Below are 23302 nucleotides of genomic sequence, written 5' to 3'. Positions count from 1 at the left end.
AGACGAAATGCGTTACGGCGAGACGAGTGTGAGGAGCGTCGCCTCCGGGCGGCACGCGAAGCGCACGGGGGCGTACGGCGACGTGCCGAGGCCCGCGGAGACGTGCAGCCACGACGACCCCGCGCCGTCCACGCGGTCCGGGCGGGCGCCCGGCCAGCCGTGCAGGCCCTTGGCGCGGCTCAGGTCGAGGTCGCAGTTGGTGGTCAGGGCACCGAACCCCGGGATCGCGAGCTGGCCACCGTGCGTGTGGCCGGCGATCGTCAGGTCGACGCCGTCGGCGTGCATCGCGTCGAGCACGCGCCGGTAGGGGGCGTGCGTGACGCCGAGGTGCAGGTCGACCGCGGGGGAGCGGCCGTCCGACGTGCGGACGTCGTCGGCTCCGCCGGCGGGGGGCATCTCGTCGCGGTCCAGGTGTGCGTCGTCCGTGCCGACGAGTGACAGGCGACGCCCGTCGACCTCGAGCGCGTCGCGCCGGTTCGACAGGTCGACCCAGCCCGCCGACGTGAGCCGTGCGACCAGCTCGCGCCACGGCAGGGCCACCGGGGGGCGGGTCGGCGTGCGGCGCGCGTCGGGGAGCAGGTAGCGCGCGGGGTTCTTGCGGCTGGGGCCCAGGTAGTCGTTGGACCCCAGGACGAACGCACCGGGCACGGTCAGCAGCGGCTCGAGCGCCCGCAGCAGCCCCGGCATCGCGTCGAGGTGCGCCCAGTTGTCACCCGTGTCGACGACGAGGTGCGGGTCGAGCGTCGCCAGGTCCCGGACCCAGTCGATCTTGCGGCGCTGACCGGGCGTCAGGTGCAGGTCGGAGACGTGCAGGACCCGCAGGGGGTCCTGACCGGGAGGCAGCACGGGGACGGTGACCTCGCGCAGCGCGTACCAGCGGACCTCGACGAGGGAGGCCCACGCGAGCGCCGCGGCGCCGGCGAGGGCCAGGCCGCCGACGGTGCGCACCGCGGGGTGCGCACCGGGGGAGGTGGAGGTCATCCGATCAGCCGCGCGGACCGGGTGGGTTGGGCTGCCCGCCCCCCGGGGGCCCGCCCGGGAGCCCCGGGAGGCCGCCCTGCCCGGGCTGCGGCGGCTGCGGTTGCTGCTGCGGCTGCCCGCTGGACAGCTTCAGCGTGATCGTCGCGCCCTTGGTCGCCGTCGACGCCGACTGCTCGGCGACGGTCCCGTCCGGGTACGACGACGGCACGCGGTCACCGGACACCGAGACCCGGAACCCGGCACCCTCGAGGGCCTGGCGAGCCTGCTGCTCGTTCTGCCCGACGACGGACGGAACGCCCACGCGCTCGCCGTTGATCTCCCGGTCGGTGGGCGGGGCGAACCCGGGGTTCTCCGTCCCGGCGAGGATCTGCGTCATGTACCGCTTCCACGTCGGCGCCGCGATCGAGGAGCCGTACGGGCCGGAGGTGTACCGCTTGCCGTTGATCGTGGCCCGGTTCATCGTGCGCATGCCGTCGCTGTAGCCCACCCACACCGCGGTGGCGCGCAGCGGCGTGTACCCGACGAACCAGTTGTACTCGTTGTTCGACGTCGTGCCGGTCTTGCCTGCGGACGGGAACGGCGGCGCGCCGACGCTGCTCGCGGTGCCCGACCACACGTTGCTCAGTGCGAAGTTGAGGGCCGACGCGAACCGGGGCTCGATGGCACCCGCCTGGCAGTCCGCGGTGGGGACGGGGAGCTCCTCGCCGTCCGTGTTCCGCACGCTCGTGATGGCGATCGGCTTGCAGTAGGTGCCGCCCGAGGCGAAGGTCGCGTACGCGGCCGCCATCTGCAGCGGCGACGTCGACTGCGACCCGAGCACGTTGCCGGGCAGCGGGTCGAACGGCACGTCACCGGCGGGCGTGCCGATCGTCGGGTCGGTCGCGGCCGGGTTGCCGGCCTTGGTCACGCCGAGCGCGGCCGCGCCGTTCACGATGTTGCAGAGGTCGAGCTGGGTGGCCATCGCCATGAACGCGGAGTTGACCGAGTTCTTCGTCGCGTCGAGGACGCTCTGCTGGATGGCGCGGCCGCCCTCGGAGTTGCCGAACTTGTAGGGCGGTCCGGTGAGGCGGCCGATGCACGAGGCCGTGAACTCGTTCATGTTGTACTGCATGCGCGTGCCGTTGACCGACGCCTGCAGGGCCTTGCCCTGCTTGAGCCACTCGAGCAGCGTGAAGACCTTGTACGTGGAGCCCGGGCTGAACCCGCCCGAGCCGCCGTACCGGTAGCTCGTGTTGAAGTTGACCGACGTCTCGCCCGCCGCCTGCTCCGAGAGAGCCGAGTAGTTGCGGTTCTGCGCCATGGCCGTGATCTCGCCCGTCCCGGGCTTCACGGTGACGACCGCGCTCGCGACCGTCGAGGGGTCGTCGACCGGGACGCCGTTCTTGACCTCGGCGTCGGCGACGGCCTGCTCACCCGGCTGGAGCGTCGTGGTGATCGTGAGCCCGCCCTTGTACAGCAGGTTGGTGCGGGCGCTGGGCGTCTCGCCGAACGCGGGGTCGTTGGCGATGACCTTGGTGACGTAGTCGCAGAAGAAGCCGGCGCCGGCGACCGTGGCGTTGGCGCTCATGCAGCCCTGGCTCAGCTTGGAGACGGCGAGCGTGGCCTCGACGGGCGTCTCGAGGCCGACCCGCAGCTCCTCGTCGGTGATGTAGCCGAGCTGGTGCATGTCATCCAGCACCTGGTCGCGACGCCCCTTGGCGTCCGCGTACCGAGCGGCGTCCTGCTCCGCCGTCTCGTCCGCCGGGCCCACGGGGTCCCAGCGCGTCGGCGACTGCGTGATGCCGGCGATGGTCGCCGCCTGGAGGTAGTTGAGCTCCTTCGCCGACGTGCTGAAGAAGTACTGGGCGGCGGACTCGACCCCGTACACCGAGGCGCCGAACGCGGCGATGTTGAGGTACTTCTCGAGGATCTCGTCCTTCGACATCGTCTTCTCGAGCGTGATGGCGATCTTCGCCTCGCGCAGCTTGCGCGCGATGCCCTCGGGACCCTTGTTGACCTTGGCCTCGGCGCGCAGCCGGATCTTCTCCTGCGGGTCCTCGACACGCTCGGCCGCGTCGAGGAAGACGTTCTTGACGTACTGCTGCGTCAGCGTCGACGCGCCCTGCTTGTCACCCAGCCCGCTCGAGACCGCGGCGCGCAGCATGCTCGCGGGGTCGACGCCGGAGTGCTCGTAGAACCGGCGGTCCTCGACGGCGATGACCGCCTGCTGCATGATCGGCGCGATCTCGGAGAGCGGGACCACGACGCGGTTCTGGACGAAGAACGTGGCGAGCAGCGTGCCGTCGGCCGCGAGGATCTCGGACTTCTCCGGCAGCGGCTGCTGCTCGAGCTCGCTCGGCAGGTCGTCGAACGCGGTCACGGTCATGCCGGTGAGGCCGTTGGCGACGGCGACGCCGGGCAGCACCAGGCCGGCGGCGAGGACGCCACCGATCCCGGCGACGAGGCAGAAGGAGAGCAGCAGGGCCAACGCCTGGACGGCACTGACCCTGCGTCCGCGCGCGCGGGCAGGGGTCGGCATGCCCGCCAGGCTACCCGGGGTGGCCCTCGTCGGGGGAGGTCGGGGTGGCCCGGTGCGGGTCCTCCACGCGACCTGCACACGGCTCAGGGGGCCGTTCGGCGGAAAAGACCCGTCCGGGGTCTCGTCAGGACCTCCTCCGTGCCGATACCGTCACGGCGGCGACACGCTGGGAGAGACACGCGGAGGAACACGTGGCAGGCCTGGGGGCACAGGGGTACGAGGGTCACTGGACGGCGATGGCGTCCTGCGGCCAGGGCAAGCAGGCGCCCGACGCGCTGTTCGTCGAGGGCGCCGCGCAGCGTGAGGCGCGCGCCGTGTGCCAGGGCTGCCCGGTACGGCTCGACTGCCTGGCCGACGCGCTCGACAGCCGCGCCGACTTCGGCGTCTGGGGCGGTATGACCGAGCGCGAGCGGCGGGCGCTGCTGCGCCGTCGTCCCGACGTCGTGTCGTGGCGCGCCGAGCTCGTCGGCACGGGTCCGACGTTCGTCGCTCTGGCGGGGGTCGTGTGAGCGCTTCCACCGGCCGGGGGCGCCACTAGGGTGGGCGCATGGCGACCCAGTGGGAGTACGTGACCGTTCCGCTCATCATCCATGCCACCAAGGCGATCCTCGACCAGTGGGGGTCGGACGGGTGGGAGCTCGTGACGGTGATCCAGGGTCCCGACGCCGGGCTCGTGGCCTACCTCAAGCGGCCCAAGCCGGTCGCGTGAGCGCGGGCGAGGGCCGCGTCGCGGCACGCCTGGCCGAGCTGGGCCTGACCCTGCCGGACGTCGCGGCGCCCCTGGCCGCCTACGTGCCGGCCGTGCGCAGCGGCGCCCACGTCTGGACGTCCGGGCAGCTGCCGTTCGTGGCGGGTGCCCTGCCGGTGACGGGCAAGCTCGGTGCCGAGGTCGACGTCGAGACGGCCGTCGCGCTCGCGCGAACCGCGGGCCTCAACGCGCTGGCGGCCGTGGGTGCGCTGCTCGCCGCGGAGGGCCCGGACGACGACCCCGCACGGGCCCTCGACCGTGTGCGCCGCGTCGTCAAGGTCGTCGGCTTCGTCGCGAGCGACGCGGCGTTCACCGGGCAGCCGGCCGTCGTCAACGGCACGAGCCTGCTGCTGCACGAGGTCTTCGGGGACGCCGGCATCCACGCACGCTCCGCCGTGGGCGTCGCGGTGCTGCCGATGGACGCACCCCTCGAGATCGAGATCGTCGTCGAGACGGACTGACGCGCCGGGGCCGGCCGTCGCGGCCGGCCCCGCGTGCTCAGCGTGCGCGCCGCTCCAGGCGGTCGACGTCGAGCAGCACGACCGCGCGGCCCTCGCGCCGCACCCAGCCGCGCGCGGCGAAGTCGGCGAGCGCCTTGTTGACCGTCTCGCGCGACGCACCAACGAGCTGCGCGAGCTCCTCCTGCGTCAGGTCGTGCGCCACCCGGATGCCCTCGTCGACCTGCTGACCGAAGCGCGTCGACAGGTCGAGCAGCGCCTTGGCGACGCGGCCCGGGACGTCGGAGAACACCAGGTCCGCCAGGGCCTCGTTGGTGCGGCGCAGCCGCCGCGCGAGCGCCTGCAGCAGGTGCTCGGCGACCATCGGCTTGTCCGCCAGCCACGTGATGAGGTCGCGGTGGCCCAGCTCGAGGACGACGGCGTCCGCGACGACCGTCGCGGTCGCGGTGCGCGGGCCGGGATCGAACAGCGACAGCTCGCCGAACATCTCGCCCGGGCCGAGCACGGCGAGGAGGTTCTCGCGCCCGTCGTTGGAGCGACGCCCCAGCTTGATCTTGCCGTCACGCACCAGGTAGAGCCGGTCGCCCGGCTCGCCCTCGTGGAACAGCACGTCACCCCGCGAGGCGTCGAGCACCTTCATCGAGTCGATGAGTGCCCGGGACGACTCCTCGTCCATGCCCGCGAACAGTGGCGCCGTCAGCACGATGTCCTCCGCCACGGCGGTTCCTTCCCCTCTTCCCGCGATCGAGCGCGGGCCGCGTCCTGTCCGGCAGCAGGGCCGGACGCCCGTCTGCCAGTCTGCCCCATCCGGGGGACGGCGCGCGTCGGCACCGCGTGCAGAGGGGTGCAGGGCGCAAGTTCGCGGGCTCGCGACGTCCCGCAGGGCCGTCAGAGACCGTCGGCTGCGGCCCTCCGCGGGTACGCCGCGGCCGCCGGGTCGTCGGCCAGCCGTGCGACCAGACGCCCGGTGGCGCGCTCGAGCGCCTCGGCGACGCCGGCCTCGTAGGCGGCCAGCCGCTGGTCGAGGGAGCGCAGCGCCGTGAGCCGGCCGACCTCGTGCCCCGCGTCGCCGCCCGGCAGCGCCTCGTGCAGCTCACCCGGTCGCGGCACCCGCAGGGACACCTCGAGCGGCAGCACGAAGGCGACCTCCTCGCCGAGCGCGCCGGGCCCCGCTGCACCGGCGACGGCGAGATCCATACGGGCCCGCACGACGCGGCGCCACCAGCCCACCCGGTCGCGCTCGGCGCGCAGCGCGCGGCGCTCGAGGCGCAGGTGGTGCAGGGGTTCGACGGGCGACGTCACGTCAGGGGACTCGGTCCGACGCGGCGGGCACTTGACCGTTCCGGGGTGATCCTGACGGTCTGTTCACCCGCCAGGAGCAACGCGCAGGCGGCCACGACGCGGTCCGTACCACGCACGCGGGCGGGAGTGTGGCCTGCGCCACGTAGGCTCACGGCGTGGACGCACCTGTGCAGGAGAGCCAGCTCGCCCGGACACGACGCGCCCGTCGCGTCGACCGGCTGCTGACCGAGCGGTACCCCGACGCGCGCTGCGAGCTGAACTTCCGCAACCCGCTGGAGCTGCTGATCGCGACGGTGCTGTCGGCGCAGACCACCGACGTCCGCGTCAACGCCACCACGCCCGAGGTCTTCGACCGGTGGCCGGACGCCGCCGCGATGGCCGGTGCCGACGTGCGGGACCTCGAGGACGTGCTGCAGCCCGTCGGGTTCTACCGTGCCAAGGCGCAGGCCGTGGTCGGCATCGGGACGGCCCTGGTGGAGCGCTTCGGCGGGCAGGTGCCGCGCCGGATGGAGGACCTGGTGACGCTGCCGGGCGTGGGCCGCAAGACCGCCAACGTCGTGCTCGGCAACGCGTTCGGCGTGCCGGGGATCGCGGTCGACACGCACGTGCAGCGGCTGTCGCAGCGGCTCGGCTACACCACGAGCGAGGACCCCGTCGTCATCGAGGCCGAGCTCGGGGCGCTGCTGGAGCGGCGGGAGTGGACGATGGCGTCGCACCGGCTGATCTTCCACGGGCGGCGCACGTGCTTCGCCCGGCGCCCCGCGTGCGGGGCGTGCCCGGTCGCGGCGCTCTGCCCGTCGGCGGGCATCGGCGAGACGGACCCCGTCAAGGCTGCGGCGATGCTCAAGGGCTGACGGCGTCGACCTCGGTCAGCCAGTCCACGAGCAGCTCTCCCACCAGGCCGGGCGCCTGGTCCGTCAGGTAGTGCCCGGCGGCGTGCACCAGCTCCAGGCGGTAGGGGCGGGCTGCCGTCGTCGACCGCAGCGCCGCCGACGACGCGGGCCGGAGCCCGTCGCGCAGGCCGTGGACCTGCAGCACCGGGACCGGACGTGCGGCCCGCAGCACCGCGCGGTACCGGCGGCCGTCGGGCCGGGGCGTCGAGCGCACCAGCCACCGCAGCAGCTCGAGCTGGCTGTGCGCCGCGAACGGCACGCGCACGGCGCGGCGGTACGTCGCGGTCGCCTCGCGCCCGGGCAGCCCGGGGACGCCGCCCCAGTGCGTGAGCATGCGGTCCACGAGGTCGCCGCGCACCATCGAGCGCTCCGGCAGCGACGGCAGCTGCGCGAACGCCAGCACCGCCGCGGCTGCGGGGCCGGGCGGGGTGCGCGGCACCGCGAGGGCGTCCAGCGGGTGCGGTGCGCCCAGCACGCCCAGCGCCCGCACGACCTGCGGGTGGTACGCCGCGGTCGCCCACGCGACGTCACCGCCCGTCCCCGAGCCGACGACGACCGCCGAGCCCGCGCCGAGCGAGCGCACGACGCCGGCGACGTCGGCCGCGAGCGTCGGCACGTCGTACCCCTGCGGGGGCTTGTCGGACCCACCGGTCCCGCGCAGGTCCATCGCCGCGACGCGGTAGCCGGCGGCCGCGAGCACGGGGAGCTGGTGGCGCCACGCCCACCACAGCTGCGGGACGCCGTGCAGGAGCAGCACGAGCGGCGCGTCCTGGTCCCCCGCCGTGGCGACGTGGAACCGGGCGCCGTTCGCTGTCACGAACCGGTGCTGCCAGGGCCCCTCGATGAGGAGCGACGCGGAGTCGACGGAGGTCATCGGGTGCAACCTACCCGGTCGCCCCCGGGTCGTGGCCCGCCGTGGGCCCGTCCGTCCCCGGACTGCCCTCGGAGGCAGCGGCGGCTCGGGCAGCGTGCACGCGGCCGCGCCACGACAGCACGGCGCCGCCGACCAGCGCGGCGAGCAGGGACGCCGCGAGCACGCCGACGACCGCGTGCTCGTCGTTGACCGACCCGGCACCGAACGCGAGCGAGGCCACCAGCAGCGACACCGTGAAGCCGATGCCCCCGAGCAGGCCGACGCCGACCACGTCCCACCAGCCCAGCCCGGGCGCCAGCCGCGCGCGCGTGAACCGCGCGACCAGCACCGTCGCCAGCGTGATGCCGAGCGGCTTGCCGAGCACGAGCCCCAGGACGACGCCGAGCGCGACGGGGTCGGCGAAGGTCGCCCCGATCGACGTCAGATCGACCGTGACGCCCGCCGCGAACAGCGCGAAAACCGGCACGGCGAACCCGGCGGACAGGGGGCGCCACAGGTGCTCGTACCGCTCCGCGAGGGAGTGGTCGGCGTTCTCGTCGGTCGCCGGCGCGCCCGGCGAGGCGGACCCCGGCAGTGCGGGCACCGCGAAGCCCAGCAGGACGCCGGCGATCGTCGCGTGCACGCCCGACGCGTGCAGCAGCGCCCACGACGCGAGCGCGAGCGGGACGAGCAGGAAGGGCGTGCGCACGCCGCGTCGCAGCGCGAGCGCGAAGACCGCGACGCACGCGAGCGACCCGACCAGCAGCCCCACCGTCACCGTGTCGGTGAAGCCGACCGCGATGATGATGATCGCGAGGAGGTCGTCCACGACCGCGAGCGTCAGCAGGAAGGCGCGCAGCGCGACCGGGACGCCGCGCCCGACGACCGCGAGCACGCCCACGGCGAACGCGATGTCGGTGGCGGTGGGGACGGCCCACCCCTGCGGTGCACCACCGGGCATCGCGGTGTTGACGGCGAGGTAGATCGCCGCGGGCACGGCCATGCCGCCGACGGCCGCGGCGGCGGGCAGCGCCGCCGTGGCCACGTGCCGCAGCTCGCCCACGACGATCTCGCGCTTGAGCTCGAGCCCGACCACGAAGAAGAAGATCGCGAGCAGGCCGTCGGCCGCCCAGTGCGCGAGGTCGAGGTCCAGGTGCAGCGCGGCCGGGCCGACGACGGTCCCGCTGACGGCCCGGTAGGAGTCGGGCGCGAGGTTCGCCCACAGGAGCGCGGCGACCGCGCCCGCGAGCAGCAGCAGGCCGCCCGTGCGCTCGTCGCGCAGCGTGTCGGCGAGGTTGCGCTCGCTGCCCTTGCTCAGAGCGGAGAACAGGGTGCGCGTGGGTCGCTGCGGGCTGCCGGACGGTGATGTGGGCACAGGCGTACCTCTCCAGGGGTCGGGTGAGTCGTTGCCGACCAGACTTCCCGGCGCACCGAGGGTCGACTCTACCGACGTGGGCGCGGCGGCTCCCCAGGAGGCGCGTCGGCGCGGCGCACCACCTCGTGCCCGCAGCGCCGGCGCGTCCCCTCAGGTGCCCGCGGGCTCCGGGACGTCGGCGCGCTCGTCGACCGCGCGGCGCTCCTTGGGCGGGTCGAACCGGTAGCCCACGTTGCGCACCGTGCCGATGAGCTGCTCGTGCTCGGGGCCCAGCTTGGCGCGCAGCCGGCGCACGTGGACGTCGACCGTGCGCGTGCCCCCGTAGTAGTCGTAGCCCCAGACCTCCTGCAGCAGCTGGGCGCGCGTGAACACGCGCCCCGGGTGCTGCACGAGGTACTTGAGGAGCTCGAACTCCTTGTACGTGAGGTCGAGCGGGCGGCCGCGCAGCCGGGCGGTGTACCCGCCGGCGTCGATCGTCAGCTCGCCCGACGAGATCTCCTGTGGTGCGTCGTCGTAGGACGACGCCGCGGCGTGCTCCATGACGAGCCGGAACCGCGTCTCGACCTCGGCCGGCGTCGCGTGCTCGAGGATGATGTCGTTCGCGCCCCACTCGGCGGTGACGACCGTCAGGCCGCCCTCGGTGAGCACGAGCACCAGCGGCACGGTCAGACCGGTGGCGCGCAGCAGGCGACACGTGGTGCGTGCGGTGACGAGGTCGCGGCGTGCGTCGAGCACGACGATGTCCGCGTCCGGGGCGTCCACGAGCGCGGACGGTTCGACGGGAAGGACCCTGACCCGGTGGGACAGGAGCCCCAAGGCGGGTAGCACCTGTGCCGAACCCCCGGACGCAGGCGTGAGCAGCAGCAGGTCCGCCACCCTGTCACCTCCTGGCTGAGAGTGGGCACACGTTACCCCGTGGTCCGGCACGCCAGCGCCGCCGCCCACGCACGCTCCCCCGTCCGGGTGGCGGACGGCCCTGTGCGCCGGGTCTGCGAGAATCGCCCGCGTGCTCCACGACGACCGTCCGACGACCCGCCCCCACCCCGCGATGACGCGACCGTGCGGCCGGCGGGACGCGCGATGAGCCTCGAGACGCGCGCCGTCCTCACCGCCGTGCTGGCCGCCGTGGTCGCCGTCGCCGGCTACCTCGGCGTGCTGCCGCTGGCCGGCGTGAGCGCGGCCCTGGTGCTCGTCCTGGCCGTCGGGTGGCCCGCGCTGGCGGGGCTGCCGTTCAGCCCCGGAGCGGGCGCCGTGGTGGGCCTCGGGGGCATCGGCTCGGTCGCGGCGGTCACGTTCACGGCCGAGCAGCCGTACCTGCAGCACATGGCGCTGGTCTTCGCCGGGGCCGTGGTCCTCGCGTTCGTCAACGAGCTGCTGCGCCGCGACGGCCGCCTGCGGCTGGTGGAGTCGGTCTCCGGCACCGTCGCGGGCACGGTCCTGGCCGTGTGCGTCACCGGGTGGGTGGCCACCGCGCGGATCGACGGCGGCAAGGAGCTGGTCGTCGCGGGGGCCGTGGCGCTCGCGCTCGGATCGGCGGCGGTCGCGCTGCGCGGCCGCGCGTGGCTCGTCTACCTCATCACCCTCGCGGTCGCGACGGGCGGCGGTGCCCTCGTCGGGTGGGCGCTGCCCGGGGTGCAGCTCGTCGCAGGTGTCGTGCTCGGGGTGGGCGTGGGCATCCTCGTCGCCGCCATGCACGCGCTGTTCGACCGGTTCCCCGCCCTCGCCCGGACGCTGCCCTCGCTCGCCGTCGTCGTGCTGCCCGTCACGGTCAGCGGCGTCCTGGTGTACGTCGCCGGGCGCGTCTTCGCCGCCTGATCGCGTGGCCCGGGACGATCCTGACGCCGCGCGTCGTTAGGATCGGTGCATGACTGCGCTCGAGGGGTTCTTCATCGGTCTGCTGGTGCTGGCCACGGTGACGATCACGTGGTTCGCCGGCTTCGTCGCCTACCGGCTGTACAAGGGCCAGCGCTGAGCCCTGGCGCCGACCTGCGCCCCCACGGGCGACCGGTCGGTCGCCCGTCACCCGTGGACGACGGCGTGCCGTCGACGCACCCGAACCGAGGAGGCACCGTGCCGTTCGTGCTGCCCGAGGGTCTGGCCCCCGAGGTCTACCCGCTCGCCTGGTTGGTCGGCCGCTGGCGCGGTGAGGGCGTCGTGGGCTACCCCGGGATCGAGGAGAGCGCCTTCACCCAGGAGCTCGAGATCACGCACGACGGCGGTCCCTACCTGGCGTACCGCACCACCGTCCGGCTCGTCGTCGCACCTGACGACGTCGCGGCGATCGACCTCGACGCGTCGGGCGACCACGACCCCGACGCGCCGCCGCAGGACGTGCCCGACGTCGTCGACGCACCCGTGTGGACCACGGAGTCCGGGTACTGGCGCGTGCCGCCCGAGCGGCCCGCCGGGCTCACGGCGGACCAGCACCCCGTCGAGCTGCTGGTCGCCGACCCCGCGGGGTACGTCGCCGTGTACGTCGGGTCCATCGGCAACGGTCGCGTCGACCTCGCGTCCGACCTCATCGCCCACACGGCGACGGGTGCCGCCGTCAACGCTGGCAAGCGCCTCTACGGCCTGGTCGAGGGCGACCTGATGTGGGCCCACGACATCGCCGCCTTCGGCGAGCCGATGCAGTCGTACGCGTCCGCGCGCCTGAGCCGGGTGGAGGGCTGACATGACCGACGACGTCCCGACCGCCCCCGCCGCCGCAGCGCCCGCCGCACCGCGCCACCGCAGCCCTCTGCTCGCGGTGCACGGCGCCGTCGCCGCCGGCGGCGCCGACGCGGGCGTGGCCTGGCACTACGGCGACCCGACGGCCGAGCAGCGGGCCCTGGCCCGCGGCGGCGCCGTCGTCGACCAGTCGCACCTGGGCGTCGTGACCGTCACCGGCCCGGACCGCCTCACGTGGCTGCACTCCCTGACCACGCAGGACGTCGCCGCGCTCCCGCCGCGCACGTCGACCGAGCTGCTGGTGCTCGACCCCCACGGGCACGTCGAGCACGCCGTGGGCCTCGTCGACGACGGCACCACCGCGTGGCTGCTGACCGAGACGGCCCCCGCGCTGGCCGCCTGGCTGGACCGCATGCGCTTCACGCTGCGCGTCGAGGTCGCCGACGTCACCGACGCGTGGGCCGCGCTCGCGGAGCCCGTCGACGCCGAGGGCGGCGAGGGGGAGCCCGTGACGTGGCGCGACCCGTGGCCGCGGACCGCCCCGGGCGGCACGCGCTACGGCGCCGCCGACGACGAGCACCCCGGCGCCGACCGGCGCTGGCGGATCGTGCTCGTGCCGCGCGAGCGTCTCGTCGAGGAGGTGCGCACGCGGCAGGCGGCCGGGTGGCCGCTCGTCGGCACGTGGGCCTCCGAGGCGCTGCGCGTCGAGGCCTGGCGCCCCCGCACGTCGCACGAGGTGGACGACCGCACGATCCCGCACGAGCTCGACTGGCTGCGCACCGCCGTCCACCTGAACAAGGGCTGCTACCGCGGCCAGGAGACGGTGGCGCGCGTGCACAACCTGGGCCGCCCGCCGCGCCGCCTCGTCATGCTGCACCTCGACGGCTCCGGGCACCTCGTCCCCGAGGTGGGGGCGGCGGTGCGGCTGCCGGGTGCCTCGGCACCCACGGCGGGTGGCGCCGAGACGGCCGAGGCCGGGCGGCAGGTGGGGCGCGTGACGTCCGTCGCGCGGCACCACGAGCTGGGCCCGATCGCGCTGGCCGTCGTCAAGCGCTCCGTGCCCACCGACGCCGTGCTGCTCGTCGACTGCGACGGCGGTGCGGTGGCCGCCGGGCAGGAGGTCGTCGTGGACGGCGAGGGCGTGACGCCCGACCGTCCCGCCGCGCGCGGGCCGCTGGCCCGCGGACTAGGTCAGCACCCGATGCTCGGGGCGTGACACCCGTGGGCGGCGGGCGCCCTGCCGCAGACGCAGGGGGCGCGCTGCCCGCGCGCGCGTCCCTGCAGCTGCACCTGAGGTCGCGCGTGCGCGCCGGGTGGGCGCGCGTGCGGTCGTCGTGGGCGCTGATCCTGCAGGCCTCGGTCGCCGCGGGTCTCGCCTACGGCATCGGCCTGTACGTCTTCGGGCACGAGATGCCGTTCTTCGCCCCCGTCGCCGCGTGGCTCGCCCTCGGGTTCTCCCTCGACCGGTCGGTGCGTCGCGTCGCGGAGCTCGCGGGCGGGGTCGCGATCGGTGTCGCGGCCGGGGACCTCGTGGTGCACGTCATCGGCTCCGGGCTGTGGCAGATGGCCCTGGTCCTGGCCGGGTCGGCGCTGGTCGGGCGGTTCCTCGACCGCGGGCCCATGCTCACGACGCAAGCAGGTGTGCAGGCCATCGTCATCGTCGGGCTGCCGCAGATCGGGGGCGGGCCGTTCGGCCGGTGGATCGACGCCGTCGTCGGCGGCCTCGTCGCGCTCGCGTTCGCGCTGCTCACGCCCACGGACCCGCGGCGGCACCCGCGCACGCTCGCGCAGGCGGCCGTCCTGGAGCTGGCCGCGGTCCTGCACCTGCTGGCCCGGGGCCTGCGACGCGGCTCGGTCGAGGACGTCGAGGCCGCGCTGCTGACGGGCCGGGCGTCGCAGCCGGCGCTCGACGAGTGGCGCGACGCCGCCCGGTCCGCGGCCGAGCTCGTCCGGCTGGCCCCCGCGCACCGGCGGCACCGCCCCGAGCTGGACAGGCTCGTGGACGAGTCCGTGCTGCTCGACCGCGCGATGCGCAACGCGCGCGTGCTGACCCGGCGGTCCGTCGCGGCCGTCGAGGACGAGCACGTCGCGCCCGGCCTGGCCGACGCGGTCGAGTCCGCCGCGCAGGCCACCGACGACCTCGCCACCGCGATCGGCACCGGGCACGACCCCCGGCCCGCGCGCGAGCGGCTGCGGCAGCTCGCCACGGCCCTCGACCCGTACGTCCTGGCGCCCGACGACTGGAAGTCCCAGTCGCTCGTGCTGCTGCTGCGCTCGCTCGTCGTCGACCTGCTCGAGGCCGCCGGCGCCCCTGCGGGCGATGCGCGGGCCGCGCTGCCCGAGCTCTGACGCCCCCGGAGCCGCGCCGCGCCGGGCGCGTCTCGTAGGCTCACGGGGTGGGCATCATCGGGTCGCTGCAGTTCGTGCTCTTCCTCGTCTTCTACGTGACGATCTTCGCGCTGTCGGTGTGGGCGCTCGTCGACTGCCTGCGTCGTCCTGCCGCGGCCTTCGTCTCCGCCGGCAAGCGCACGCGCCAGTTCTGGACGTGGGTGCTGGTGGCTGCGACCGTCGTCGCGTTCATCTCCATCCCGCCGCCGCTGGGCATCGGGCTGCCGTTCCCGTCGTTCCTCGCGCTCGTCAGCGCGGCCGCCGCGATCGTGTACCTCGTCGACGTGCGGCCCGCGGTCGCGCCGTACACGGGCCGCCGCGGGGGCGGCCCGTCGCGGGGCGGGTGGTGAGCGCCCCCGACGTCGCTGCCGGCGCGGTGCCGCTCGCGCGCGTGCACCGCGGCGACCTCGTCGAGTCCGTGCACCTGGGGCACGTCGTCGTGCTCGCGCCCGACGGCACGGTGGTGCACGCGTCCGGCGACCCGGACGTGGTCATCTGGCCGCGGTCGTCGCTCAAGCCGCTGCAGGCCGTCGCGATGGTCCGGCACGGGCTGCCGGCCGCCGGCGCGGACCTCGCCCTGGTGTGTGCGAGCCACTCGGGCGAGCCCGGGCACCTGGAGGTCGTGGAGCGGCTGCTCGCCGCGGCGGGGCTGACGGCGGACGACCTGCGGAACACCCCGGACTGGCCGTTGTCGCCCGAGGCCGCGTGGCAGCGTCGCGCCGCGGGGCACGGGCCCGAGCCGCTCACGCAGAACTGCTCCGGCAAGCACGCGGGCATGCTCGCGACCTGCCGCGCGGCGGGCTGGCCGACGGACGGCTACCTCGACCCGGCGCACCCGCTGCAGCAGGCCGTGCTCGCGGCCACCGTCGAGCTGACGGGCGTGCCGGTCGAGCACGTCACCGTCGACGGCTGCGGCGCACCGTTGCTGTCCACGACGCCGACGGGACTGGCGCGGGCGTTCGGCACGATCGCCGCGGCCGCGGCCCGCGACGACGGTTCGCCGGAGGCGCGCGTGGGGCGCGCGATGGCAGCGCACCCGTGGCACGTCGGCGGGACGGGCCGCGACGTCACGGCGTTCATGTCGGCCGTGCCGGGGCTGGTGGCCAAGGACGGGGCCGACGGCGTCTACGCGGCCGGGCTCCCCGACGGCAGCGCGGTCGCGCTCAAGGTCCTCGACGGCTCCGGCCGGCCGCGCGCCGCGGTGCTGGCCGCCGCGCTCGCGCTCGCGGGTGTGCCGCCCGAGCTCGTCGCCGGGGCAGGGGACACCCCGGTGCTGGGGCACGGGCACCCGGTCGGCGCGGTCCGGGCGACGTTCGGCCCCGACGCGTGAGCCGGCGGCGATGAGGGCGGTCGTCCAGCGCGTCACGCGCGCCGCGGTGCGTGTGGACGGTGAGGTCGTCGGCGCGATCGACCGGCCGGGGCTGCTCGCGCTCGTCGGCGTGACGCCGGGGGACGGGCCGGCGCAGGTCGAGCTGGTCGCGCGCAAGATCGCGGAGCTGCGGATCCTGCGCGACGAGCGGTCGGCCGTCGAGGTCGGGGCGCCCGTGCTCGTCGTCAGCCAGTTCACGCTGTACGCCGACGTGCGCAAGGGCCGGCGCCCCACGTGGAACGCGGCCGCACCCGGTGCGGTCGCCGAGCCGCTGGTCGACGCCGTCGTGGCGGCGCTGCGGGAGCGCGGGCTCGAGGTCGCGACCGGCCGGTTCGGGGCCGACATGGCGGTCGAGCTCGTCAACGACGGGCCCGTGACGATCCTCGTCGAGTCGGCTCCGGTGCCCTGACCCCGGCGCTCGCAGGCGGTACCCGCTGCTGGACGCGCGCGGGAAGCGGTCGGCGGCACCGCGTCGTCGCGGCGCAGTCGTCCACAGGGCGGGGCCGTCGAGCAACGGGTGTCGGACCGTCGTCGGGGGTCGCGGGCGACCGCCGACCGGGACCTCGAGGACGGGGTCATCGGGTGCATCCGTGCAGGTGGGACGGCGTCCATCGACCAGGGACCCGGGTTCTAGCCCTGTCATCGGGATGTCGCAAGGGGACCTCTCGGGTGGTCGTCGTCCACCGCCGTGTCCACAGGCTCGTCCACAGGCTCACCTGCGAACTCACCGGCCAGACACAGGGGTGTGGACGCAGGCTGTGGACGCCGTCCTCGGATTCACCCGCTCGGACGTGCAGCGCGCACCCGCGCACCGCCGCCGACCTCGGCGGGTGACGGCCCCGCGGTGGCGCGCACGCGCGGCGCGCCGGTGGGCGTCGTCGCCGGTGGGCGTCGTCGACCGTGGTCGGGGACGATGACGGGATGGCGATCACGACCGTGCTCGGGGACATCACGCGGCAGGAGGTCGACGTCGTCGTCAACGCCGCCAACTCGTCGCTGCTGGGCGGCGGCGGCGTCGACGGCGCCATCCACGCGGCCGCCGGACCCCGGCTGCTGGCCGCGTGCCGCGAGCTGCGGCGCAGCGCGCTGCCGGACGGGCTGCCGGTCGGGCACGCGGTCGCGACGCCGGCCTTCGACCTGCCCGCGCGCTGGGTCGTCCACACCGTCGGACCGAACCGGCACCGCGGCGAGCGCGACCCGGCGCTGCTCGCGTCGTGCTTCACCGCGAGCCTCGACGTCAGCGACGGGCTCGGGGCCACGAGCATCGCGCTGCCGGCCGTCGGCGCGGGCGTCTACGGGTGGGACGCCGCCCAGGTGGCCGAGGTCGCGGTCGGTGCCGCGCGCTCGTGGCTCGACGCCCACCCGGCGACGACCGTGACGTCGCTCCGTTTCGTGCTGTTCTCCCCGCCGCTGCTCGCGGCCTTCGACGACGCGCTCGCACGCGGCTGACCGCGGCGCGGGCACGCCGCCCCTCCCGACCTCGGGGTGCCGCCGCCGGGTGCCCGTCCTAGCGTGGGGCCATGTCCGAGCCCACGAGCCTGCCACTGCTGCCCGACGACGCGCTCACGCGGATGCTGTGCGTCGTCGCGCACCCCGACGACCTCGAGTACGGGACCTCCGCCGCCGTCGCGTCGTGGACCGCACGGGGCGTCGAGGTCGCCTACCTGCTGCTCACGCGCGGCGAGGCCGGCATGGACGCGTCCGACCCCGCCCGCACGGCCCAGGTGCGCGTGCGCGAGCAGGTCGCGGGCTCGGCCGCCGTCGGCGTCACGCAGGTCGACTTCCTCGAGCACCCGGACGGCGTGCTCCAGTACGGGCTCGCGCTGCGCCGCGACATCGCCGCCGCGATCCGCCGGTTCCGCCCCGACGCCGTGCTCACCGCCACGTGGGCCGAGGAGACCCCGGTCGGCCTCAACCAGGCCGACCACCGGGCCGCGGGCCTGGCCGCCGCCGACGCCGTGCGCGACGCCGGCAACCGGTGGGTCTTCCCCGAGCTGCTGGACGAGGGGCTCGAGCCGTGCGCGGTGCGCTGGCTGCTGGTCGCGGGTGACCCGCACCCCACGCACGGCGTCGACGTCACCGGGGAGGCGCTGCAGCGCGGCATCGCGTCGCTCGAGGCGCACCGCGAGTACCTGGCGCTGCTGCCCTGGCACCCGGCACCGGCGGCGCTCGTCCCCGCGCTCACCGCCGCCCAGGGCCGCGTGGTGGGCGTCGAGCACGCCGTGACGCTGCGCGCCATCGACCTGCAGGCCCCGCCGCCGGTGCTCGACGGCACAGCCTGACCGCGTCGCACCGCCGCGGCGGGCTCAGCCCAGGCGCAGCAGCTCGCGCAGCGTGCGCACGACGCCGTTGTCGTTGTTCGACGGTGCGACGAACCGCGCCCGCGCCCGGACGTCGGGGTGCGCGTTGTCCATCGCGAACGACCAGTGCGCGGCCTCGAGCATGCCCACGTCGTTGAAGTAGTCGCCGAACGCGACCGTCTGCTCCGGGCCGACGCCCAGGGCGCGCTGCACGTCACGCAGCGCGTGGCCCTTGTCCGCGTCCGGGCTCATGACGTCGACCCAGTGCTCGCCGCTGACCAGGACGCGGGCCACGCCACCGAACGGCGCGAGCGCCGGACCCGCGCCGGTCGCGGCCGGGCCGAAGTCGTACACCGCGACCTTGAGCACCGTGTCCTGCACGGCCGTCAGGTCCGGCACCTGCTCCAGCAGGGCGTAGTACGGCTCGCACTGCGCCAGGAACGGGGCGTCGACGCGCTCGACGTACGCGCTGCGCAGGCCGCAGAGCACGACGCCCACGTCCGCACCCGCGGCGGCCGACCGGCGGACCGCACGCACGACGTCGCGGGCCACGGTCGCCTCGAGACCGTGCACGGCCAGCGTGCCGCCGTCGCGCACCACGTGCGCACCGTTCTCCGCCACGTACACCAGGTCGTCCCGCCCCAGCTGGCGGCGCAGGGTCGCGTACTGCCGGCCGCTCGCCGGGCACACCGTCACACCGCGCGCCACGAGGGTGTCGAGCAGCGGCCAGAACGACGCGTCGACACGCTTGGCGTCGTCGAGCAACGAGCCGTCCATGTCGACGGCGACGAGACGCACGTCGGGGACGACGGCGAGGCGGGGCAACGGGATGGGGGGCACGGGCTGATCCTCGCACCGGCTCACCAGTTGCGGGTGCCGCCGCTCCCGCCCGTGCCGGGGCCGTCACCGCCGCCGGGGGTCGTGCCCGTGCCGTCGCCGCCCGAGGGTGCGGGCTGGCCGCCACCGCCGCCACCGGCCTGCTGGTTGCGCTCCGCGAGCGCCTCCTGACGCTGCGCCTCGGCCTGCGCCGGGTCCGGTGCCTCCTGACCGCCCGCGCCGGGGGTCGGTGCGCCCTCGAGGGTGCCGTCCTGCGCGGCCTGCGCGAGGCGCTCGACGTCGGTGGCCAGGTCCAGCAGCTCCTGCATGCGCTGCTCGGCCTCCTGCTGCGGCGTCGGCGCCGCGTCCTGGCCCCCGCCGCCCTGGTCCTGCTCGTCCTGCCCGCCGCCGCCCTGGTCCTGCTGGTCCTGCTCGTCCTGTCCGCCGCCGCCCTGCGAGGGCGGCGGGGTGCACGCCGGGTCGGCGAGCGCCTCGGCCGCGAGCGCGGCGTGGTCGGCGGCCATCCGCAGCAGGAACCCCGCGAAGCCCAGCTCGTCCGCGACGGTCGGGTCGTCGGCGCCCTCGTACGGCGGCTCGAGGAGCTCGGCGTCGTACGGCTCGCCCGCGGCCTGCGCCGCGAGGGCCGCGGCGAGCTCCTCGACGTACGCGAGCTGCTCCTCGGCCTCCTCGCGCGTGTCCTGCTCCTCCGCCTGCAGCGCGAGGGCACGGTTGGTCTGGACGTCGCAGCGGTGCTCGTCGGGCACGGACTCCAGCGCCTCGTCGAGGTGCTGGATCGCGCTGCCGTACATGCCCGCGCGGTACCGGGCCGTGCCGGCGTTGAACGCGCCCTTCCAGCGCTCCACGAAGGTCCAGCCGTCGACGCGGTCGAACAGGTCGACGGCCTCCCACTCCTCGCCCGCGTCGTACGCGGCCCGTGCCTCGCGGTAGCCGGGCCCGATCGTCAGCAGGTTCACGGCGAGGCCCAGCAGCACGAGCGCCGGCAGCCAGCTCCACCGCAGCAGGCGGCGCCGACGGCGCACGTGCGCGGGCACGGCACGCCGGCGCGCCTCCCGGGCGGCCCGGTTCCGGACCGCCTTCTGCTGCGCCCGACGGGCCTGGTCACGCTTGCCGCTCATCGCCGCCTCCGCCACCGGCTCGACGCGCGCGCCCACGTCCAGGCCTCCGCGGCGAGCAGCACGCCGGCCGCGAGCGCGAACGGCCACACGACGTCGCGCCGTGCGCTGACGTCCGTGCGCCCGTCGGCCGCGACCGCGTCCAGGTCGACGTCGGCGACGAGGTCGGCGGTGCTCGTCGGGCCGTCGCGGTGGACGTACGGCACGCCGAGCTCGGCCGCGACCTGCCGCAGCGCGGGCTCGTCGGCCCGCGACAACGCGGGGCGCGACGGGTCGTCGGGGTCGGGGATGTAGTCGGCCTCGGGGTCGACCGTGCCGTCGTACGTGCGCATCGGTGCGCCGGCCGGCGTCCCGTACCCGAGCACGGCACCGCCGTCGACGAGCGGCGCGATCGACGCGAACGTGCCGGGCTCCTCGTCCGCGGTCTGCTCGCCGTCGGAGAGGTAGAACACCAGTCGCACCATGCCCGGGTCACGGTCCTGCGCGTCACGCAGCGAGCGCTCCAGCACCTCGAGGGCGCGGTCGCGGCGCGTGCCCGCCGACCCGGCCGTGACCTCCTGCGTCACGGTCTGCGCCCACGCGCGCACGGCCGTCGCGTCGTCCGTCAGGGGCAGCTGCGTGCCCGCCTCGTCGGCGAAGGCGACGACCGAGTAGAACGCGCCGGGCACGTCGCCCGCCAGGGAGACCACGTCGTGCCGGACGCCGTCGAGGCGCTGCACCGCCGGCACGGGCGCCAGCCCGGGCGCGCGCACCACGGGGTCGCCGGGGCCCCAGTCCTCGGCGGCCATCGAGCCCGTGCGGTCGACCACGAACCACAGCTGCACGCCCACGCGTGCGCCGCCGGCCTGCGTCACGGCGACGGTCGGCGTCAGCCCCACGACGCCCAGGACGACGACGAGAGCGGCCCGTCGCCACCACGTCCACGTGCCCGCCCGTGGCGCGTCGGACCGCCGGACCCGGCCGCGCCGCAGCCCGAGCCCCAGCGCCTGCGCGATGCACAGGCCGAGCACCGGCAGCGCCGTGACCAGCACGACGACCACCGGCACGACCGCACGGGCGCTCATGCGCGCACCCGCCACGCGAGCAGCACGACGCCGAGCCCGGCGGCGTACAGCAGCCGCACCCACGGGTCGTCGTCGTCCGTGACGACGCGCTCCGGCTCGGCCTGCATGGCCGCGAGCTGCCCGGCCTGCACCTGCTCGAGGATCGCGGGCACCGCGCCCGCGTCCTGCGCGGCGGCGAACGTGCCGCCCGTGCCCTGGGCGGCGATCCGCAGCTCGGCCGCGGTCGCGGCACCCAGGTCCCGGTCCTCGTCGGGGTACAGCGCGTGCAGGACGACGCCGCGGGACGCCGCGAGCGCGGCGGCGTCGGGCAGCGAGTACACCGGGCTGCCCCACACCTCGTTGTCCGTCGCGAGGACAACGGAGCGGGACCGGTCGGCGTCGTACTGGTCGAACAGCATCGCGCACGACGCGACGCCGTCCCCGATGAGCGACGCCTGCCCCTCGAGCCCGGCCGTGCCCCGCAGGACGTCGGTCGCCGCGTCGGACTCCAGGTCGGTGAACGCCTCACGGGCCGTGCGCAGCTGCGTGGTGACCAGCTCGTAGTCGTCCGTCAGGGGGAACACCGTCGCGGAGGTCGAGTCGAACACCGACAGCGCGACGCGCTCGCCGGTGAAGCCGTCGACGAGCTGCTCGAACGTCTCCACGACGCGCTCGTCGTAGTCCAGCATCGACCCCGACACGTCGAGGCACAGGACGATGTCCCGGTTGGCGAGCTCGCGCGTGCGCTCCTGCACGGTGACGGGACGCGCGGCGAGCAGCGCGGCCCCCACCGCGGCCGCGGCGACCGCGAGCGCGAGGCCGACGCGCAGCGCCCGGTAGCGGACGCGCCAGGCCCGCAGCGCCGGCACGGCCCGCAGGTCGTCGGTGTTGGCCACGGGCGTCGTCCCGCGCCGGTCCCGCACCAGCAGCCCGACGACGAGCGCGGCGACCACGACCCCCAGGACCACCGGCACCAGCCACGGCACCTCGAGCCCCTCGCGCGTCACCACGCCCGCACCCGCTTGCGCGCCTCGGCCAGCGAGCGCGCGACCCGCGCGCGTGACGTCGCCGCGAACGTCGGCACGGCCGTGCCCTCCAGGAGCGACGCGAGGGGACGGGTCCGGCGGTCGGCGCGCGCCGCGGACGCGGTCATCGCGGACGTGTCGACGCCCGTGCGCGCCGTCGCGAACTCGCGCAGCACGTACCGGATCTCGAGGTTCGCCGCGCGGGTGTCGACCTCACGGGCCCGGTAGCGGCGCTCGACCTCGTCGAGACGAGCGAGCGTCGTGCCGCGCAGGGCGGCGTACGGGTCCCTCCGGGACGTCGGCGCCGGGGGAGCCGTGGCGGGTCCCGGCGGAGCGGTCGGTGCCGTGGGCGCGGGCGCGCGCGTCGAGCGCACCACCCACACGAACCACGCGACGACCGCGACGGCGATCGCGAGCGAGACCCACGGCCACCACGGCGCGTACGCCACGGGGTCGACCAGCTCAGCGCCCGGCACGACGCGACCTCCCCAGCAGCGCGACCATCTCGTCCAGCACGTCGTGCGTGCTCTCGACCGTCACCGACGTGACCCCCAGGCCGCGCGTGCGCCGCTCGACCTCCGCGTGCCGGGCCGTGCGGGCCGCGGCCACCGCCTCACGCACGCCGCGCCGGCCCCGCAGGTAGGCCGGCAGGGACCAGCCGCTGACGACGTCCCGCACGGGCCGCCCGCGCACCGGCGCCACGACCGGCCGGCCGCGGTCCGCGGCGGCCGACCCGCCCGCGAGCGTGCCCGGCGCCGCCCCCAGACGGTCCGCGAACAGGTCGGCGTCGACGACCTGCACGACCATCACCTCGTGCCGGGTGCGCAGGCGCGCCAGGGCGCGCTCGTCGGCCACCCCCGGCCGCGCCTCGTCCGTCACGACGACGACCAGCGAGCGCCGTGCCGTGCGGCGCAGCACCCGGTCGAGGAGCCGCGCGAGGTCACCCTCGGGGGCGTCCGGGTCGAACGCGCGCTCGACGCGTCGCAGCAGCACCTCGAGGTGCGTCGTGCCGGTGCCCGCCGGGACCTCGAGCACGCGGCCCGCATCGCCCGCGACGAGCGACACGCGGTCGCCGCGCTGGTGCGCGAGGTGCGCCACCACGTCGGCGACGAGCTGGGCGACCTCGTGCTTGGGCTCACCGCCCGCCGACGTCGCGCACATGTGCCGTCCGGTGTCGACGACCAGGACGAGGCCGACGTTCGAGGTCGCCTCGTAGCGCTTGACGACGGGCTGCGCCGAGCGCGCCGACGCCCGCCAGTCGATGTCGCCCACGTCGTCCCCGGGCGTGTAGACGTGCAGGTCGTCGACCTCGTCGCCGTGGCCCTTCCACACCGCGCGGTGCCGTCCGTCGAGCAGGCCGGTGGCGCGCCGCAGCGTCGGCAGCTGCAGGCGCGCGCGCACCAGCGCGAGACGGGACCGGGCGGGCACGG

General features: G+C 75.7%; 26 protein-coding genes. 13 read left to right on the top strand and 13 right to left on the bottom strand.

Annotation, left to right across the window (positions count from 1 at the left end):
* Positions 1-12: 12 nt before the first annotated feature.
* Positions 13-981, bottom strand: a complete 969-nt coding sequence (locus KKR89_RS15560; protein ID WP_208196239.1) for a metallophosphoesterase — start codon at positions 979-981, stop codon at positions 13-15.
* Positions 982-985: 4 nt separating this feature from the next.
* Positions 986-3499 (bottom strand): penicillin-binding protein, encoded by a 2514-nt coding sequence (locus tag KKR89_RS15555; protein WP_208196238.1) that lies wholly within the window; start codon positions 3497-3499, stop codon positions 986-988.
* 236 nt (positions 3500-3735) lie between these two features.
* Here KKR89_RS15555 and KKR89_RS15550 point away from each other — a divergent pair, with 236 nt between their 5' ends.
* The 3 genes from KKR89_RS15550 to KKR89_RS15540 are packed head-to-tail and all read left to right on the top strand — an operon-like array spanning position 3736 to position 4708.
* Entirely contained in the window at positions 3736-4008 is a 273-nt protein-coding gene (locus KKR89_RS15550; protein ID WP_208196403.1) for a WhiB family transcriptional regulator, read from the top strand.
* Positions 4009-4046: 38 nt separating this feature from the next.
* Complete coding sequence (locus KKR89_RS15545) at positions 4047-4208, top strand: hypothetical protein (protein ID WP_208196237.1); 162 nt, start codon at positions 4047-4049, stop codon at positions 4206-4208.
* Complete coding sequence (locus KKR89_RS15540) at positions 4205-4708, top strand: RidA family protein (RefSeq protein ID WP_208196236.1); 504 nt, start codon at positions 4205-4207, stop codon at positions 4706-4708. The genes KKR89_RS15545 and KKR89_RS15540 overlap by 4 nt, the downstream gene beginning before the upstream one ends.
* Positions 4709-4745: 37 nt before the next feature.
* Here the strand turns inward: KKR89_RS15540 and KKR89_RS15535 are convergent, their stop codons facing one another.
* Both KKR89_RS15535 and KKR89_RS15530 read right to left on the bottom strand, forming a co-directional pair.
* Positions 4746-5423, bottom strand: a complete 678-nt coding sequence (locus tag KKR89_RS15535; RefSeq protein WP_307802219.1) for a Crp/Fnr family transcriptional regulator — start codon at positions 5421-5423, stop codon at positions 4746-4748.
* A 170-nt stretch (positions 5424-5593) separates the two neighbouring features.
* The gene (locus KKR89_RS15530; RefSeq protein ID WP_208196235.1) at positions 5594-6007 is read right to left on the bottom strand and encodes a hypothetical protein; all 414 of its coding nucleotides are present in this window, start codon (positions 6005-6007) and stop codon (positions 5594-5596) included.
* 155 nt (positions 6008-6162) lie between these two features.
* Here KKR89_RS15530 and nth point away from each other — a divergent pair, with 155 nt between their 5' ends.
* Positions 6163-6861, top strand: a complete 699-nt coding sequence (nth, locus tag KKR89_RS15525; protein ID WP_251140919.1) for an endonuclease III — start codon at positions 6163-6165, stop codon at positions 6859-6861.
* Here nth and KKR89_RS15520 read toward each other — a convergent pair.
* From KKR89_RS15520 to KKR89_RS15510, 3 genes are all read right to left on the bottom strand, one after another.
* Positions 6851-7774: an alpha/beta fold hydrolase gene (locus tag KKR89_RS15520; protein ID WP_208196234.1), complete on the bottom strand. Its 924-nt coding sequence runs from the start codon at positions 7772-7774 to the stop codon at positions 6851-6853. The two genes, nth and KKR89_RS15520, sit on opposite strands and share 11 nt — an antisense overlap.
* Positions 7775-7784: 10 nt before the next feature.
* Positions 7785-9128 (bottom strand): Na+/H+ antiporter NhaA, encoded by a 1344-nt coding sequence (gene nhaA, locus KKR89_RS15515; protein WP_208196233.1) that lies wholly within the window; start codon positions 9126-9128, stop codon positions 7785-7787.
* A gap of 150 nt (positions 9129-9278) precedes the next feature.
* Positions 9279-10004 (bottom strand): winged helix-turn-helix transcriptional regulator, encoded by a 726-nt coding sequence (locus tag KKR89_RS15510; protein ID WP_191784674.1) that lies wholly within the window; start codon positions 10002-10004, stop codon positions 9279-9281.
* A gap of 204 nt (positions 10005-10208) precedes the next feature.
* Between KKR89_RS15510 and KKR89_RS15505 the strand changes: the two genes are divergently transcribed.
* The 9 genes from KKR89_RS15505 (at position 10209) to KKR89_RS15465 (ending at position 17837) form a co-directional block, all read left to right on the top strand.
* A complete protein-coding gene (locus tag KKR89_RS15505) occupies positions 10209-10943 on the top strand; it encodes a hypothetical protein (protein WP_208196232.1) in 735 nt (244 codons plus the stop codon).
* Between the two features lie 255 nt (positions 10944-11198).
* Entirely contained in the window at positions 11199-11801 is a 603-nt protein-coding gene (locus KKR89_RS15500; protein ID WP_208196231.1) for an FABP family protein, read from the top strand.
* Position 11802: 1 nt separating this feature from the next.
* On the top strand, positions 11803-13014 hold the full coding sequence (ygfZ, locus tag KKR89_RS15495; RefSeq protein ID WP_208196230.1) for a CAF17-like 4Fe-4S cluster assembly/insertion protein YgfZ: 1212 nt from the start codon (positions 11803-11805) through the stop codon (positions 13012-13014).
* Entirely contained in the window at positions 13011-14147 is a 1137-nt protein-coding gene (locus tag KKR89_RS15490) for an FUSC family protein (RefSeq protein ID WP_251140918.1), read from the top strand. Before ygfZ ends, KKR89_RS15490 begins: the two co-directional genes overlap by 4 nt.
* Positions 14148-14194: 47 nt before the next feature.
* Positions 14195-14536, top strand: coding sequence for a DUF2516 family protein (locus KKR89_RS15485; protein ID WP_208196229.1), 342 nt, complete (start codon positions 14195-14197; stop codon positions 14534-14536).
* Positions 14533-15516 (top strand): asparaginase, encoded by a 984-nt coding sequence (locus tag KKR89_RS15480; RefSeq protein WP_208196228.1) that lies wholly within the window; start codon positions 14533-14535, stop codon positions 15514-15516. The genes KKR89_RS15485 and KKR89_RS15480 overlap by 4 nt, the downstream gene beginning before the upstream one ends.
* 10 nt (positions 15517-15526) lie before the next feature.
* Entirely contained in the window at positions 15527-15964 is a 438-nt protein-coding gene (gene dtd, locus KKR89_RS15475) for a D-aminoacyl-tRNA deacylase (protein ID WP_208196227.1), read from the top strand.
* A gap of 512 nt (positions 15965-16476) precedes the next feature.
* Complete coding sequence (locus KKR89_RS15470; protein ID WP_208196226.1) at positions 16477-17004, top strand: O-acetyl-ADP-ribose deacetylase; 528 nt, start codon at positions 16477-16479, stop codon at positions 17002-17004.
* A gap of 71 nt (positions 17005-17075) precedes the next feature.
* Entirely contained in the window at positions 17076-17837 is a 762-nt protein-coding gene (locus KKR89_RS15465; protein ID WP_208196225.1) for a PIG-L deacetylase family protein, read from the top strand.
* Positions 17838-17861: 24 nt separating this feature from the next.
* On the opposite strand, the gene KKR89_RS15460 is transcribed toward KKR89_RS15465, so the two are convergent.
* From KKR89_RS15460 to KKR89_RS15435, 6 genes are read right to left on the bottom strand one after another with little or no spacing between them, the layout of a single operon-like run.
* Positions 17862-18686: a Cof-type HAD-IIB family hydrolase gene (locus tag KKR89_RS15460; RefSeq protein ID WP_372438575.1), complete on the bottom strand. Its 825-nt coding sequence runs from the start codon at positions 18684-18686 to the stop codon at positions 17862-17864.
* 29 nt (positions 18687-18715) lie between these two features.
* The gene (locus KKR89_RS15455; protein ID WP_208196224.1) at positions 18716-19807 is read right to left on the bottom strand and encodes a hypothetical protein; all 1092 of its coding nucleotides are present in this window, start codon (positions 19805-19807) and stop codon (positions 18716-18718) included.
* Positions 19804-20868, bottom strand: coding sequence for a VWA domain-containing protein (locus tag KKR89_RS15450; protein WP_208196223.1), 1065 nt, complete (start codon positions 20866-20868; stop codon positions 19804-19806). Before KKR89_RS15450 ends, KKR89_RS15455 begins: the two co-directional genes overlap by 4 nt.
* Positions 20865-21857 carry a VWA domain-containing protein gene (locus KKR89_RS15445; RefSeq protein WP_208196222.1) on the bottom strand — a complete coding sequence of 331 codons (993 nt, stop codon included), beginning with the start codon at positions 21855-21857 and terminating at the stop codon, positions 20865-20867. Before KKR89_RS15445 ends, KKR89_RS15450 begins: the two co-directional genes overlap by 4 nt.
* On the bottom strand, positions 21851-22348 hold the full coding sequence (locus KKR89_RS15440; RefSeq protein ID WP_208196221.1) for a hypothetical protein: 498 nt from the start codon (positions 22346-22348) through the stop codon (positions 21851-21853). Before KKR89_RS15440 ends, KKR89_RS15445 begins: the two co-directional genes overlap by 7 nt.
* Complete coding sequence (locus KKR89_RS15435) at positions 22335-23300, bottom strand: DUF58 domain-containing protein (RefSeq protein ID WP_208196220.1); 966 nt, start codon at positions 23298-23300, stop codon at positions 22335-22337. The genes KKR89_RS15440 and KKR89_RS15435 overlap by 14 nt, the downstream gene beginning before the upstream one ends.
* Between the last annotated feature and the right edge of the window lie 2 nt (positions 23301-23302).

It is taken from the genome of Cellulomonas dongxiuzhuiae (assembly GCF_018623035.1).
Taxonomy (GTDB): Bacteria; Actinomycetota; Actinomycetes; order Actinomycetales; family Cellulomonadaceae; genus Cellulomonas; species Cellulomonas dongxiuzhuiae.
This window is presented reverse-complemented; position numbering and strand designations above follow the sequence as displayed.

Bases quoted from the DNA above. Each gene is read 5' to 3' on its own strand.
- KKR89_RS15465 (WP_208196225.1), top strand. From the start codon at position 17,076: ATGTCCGAGCCCACGAGCCTGCCACTGCTGCCCGACGACGCGCTCACG.
- KKR89_RS15555 (WP_208196238.1), bottom strand. From the start codon at position 3,499: ATGCCGACCCCTGCCCGCGCGCGCGGACGCAGGGTCAGTGCCGTCCAG.
- KKR89_RS15505 (WP_208196232.1), top strand. From the start codon at position 10,209: ATGAGCCTCGAGACGCGCGCCGTCCTCACCGCCGTGCTGGCCGCCGTG.
- ygfZ (WP_208196230.1), top strand. From the start codon at position 11,803: ATGACCGACGACGTCCCGACCGCCCCCGCCGCCGCAGCGCCCGCCGCA.
- KKR89_RS15455 (WP_208196224.1), bottom strand. From the start codon at position 19,807: ATGAGCGGCAAGCGTGACCAGGCCCGTCGGGCGCAGCAGAAGGCGGTC.
- KKR89_RS15545 (WP_208196237.1), top strand. From the start codon at position 4,047: ATGGCGACCCAGTGGGAGTACGTGACCGTTCCGCTCATCATCCATGCC.
- KKR89_RS15520 (WP_208196234.1), bottom strand. From the start codon at position 7,774: ATGACCTCCGTCGACTCCGCGTCGCTCCTCATCGAGGGGCCCTGGCAG.
- KKR89_RS15450 (WP_208196223.1), bottom strand. From the start codon at position 20,868: ATGAGCGCCCGTGCGGTCGTGCCGGTGGTCGTCGTGCTGGTCACGGCG.
- KKR89_RS15560 (WP_208196239.1), bottom strand. From the start codon at position 981: ATGACCTCCACCTCCCCCGGTGCGCACCCCGCGGTGCGCACCGTCGGC.
- KKR89_RS15550 (WP_208196403.1), top strand. From the start codon at position 3,736: ATGGCGTCCTGCGGCCAGGGCAAGCAGGCGCCCGACGCGCTGTTCGTC.
- dtd (WP_208196227.1), top strand. From the start codon at position 15,527: ATGAGGGCGGTCGTCCAGCGCGTCACGCGCGCCGCGGTGCGTGTGGAC.
- KKR89_RS15470 (WP_208196226.1), top strand. From the start codon at position 16,477: ATGGCGATCACGACCGTGCTCGGGGACATCACGCGGCAGGAGGTCGAC.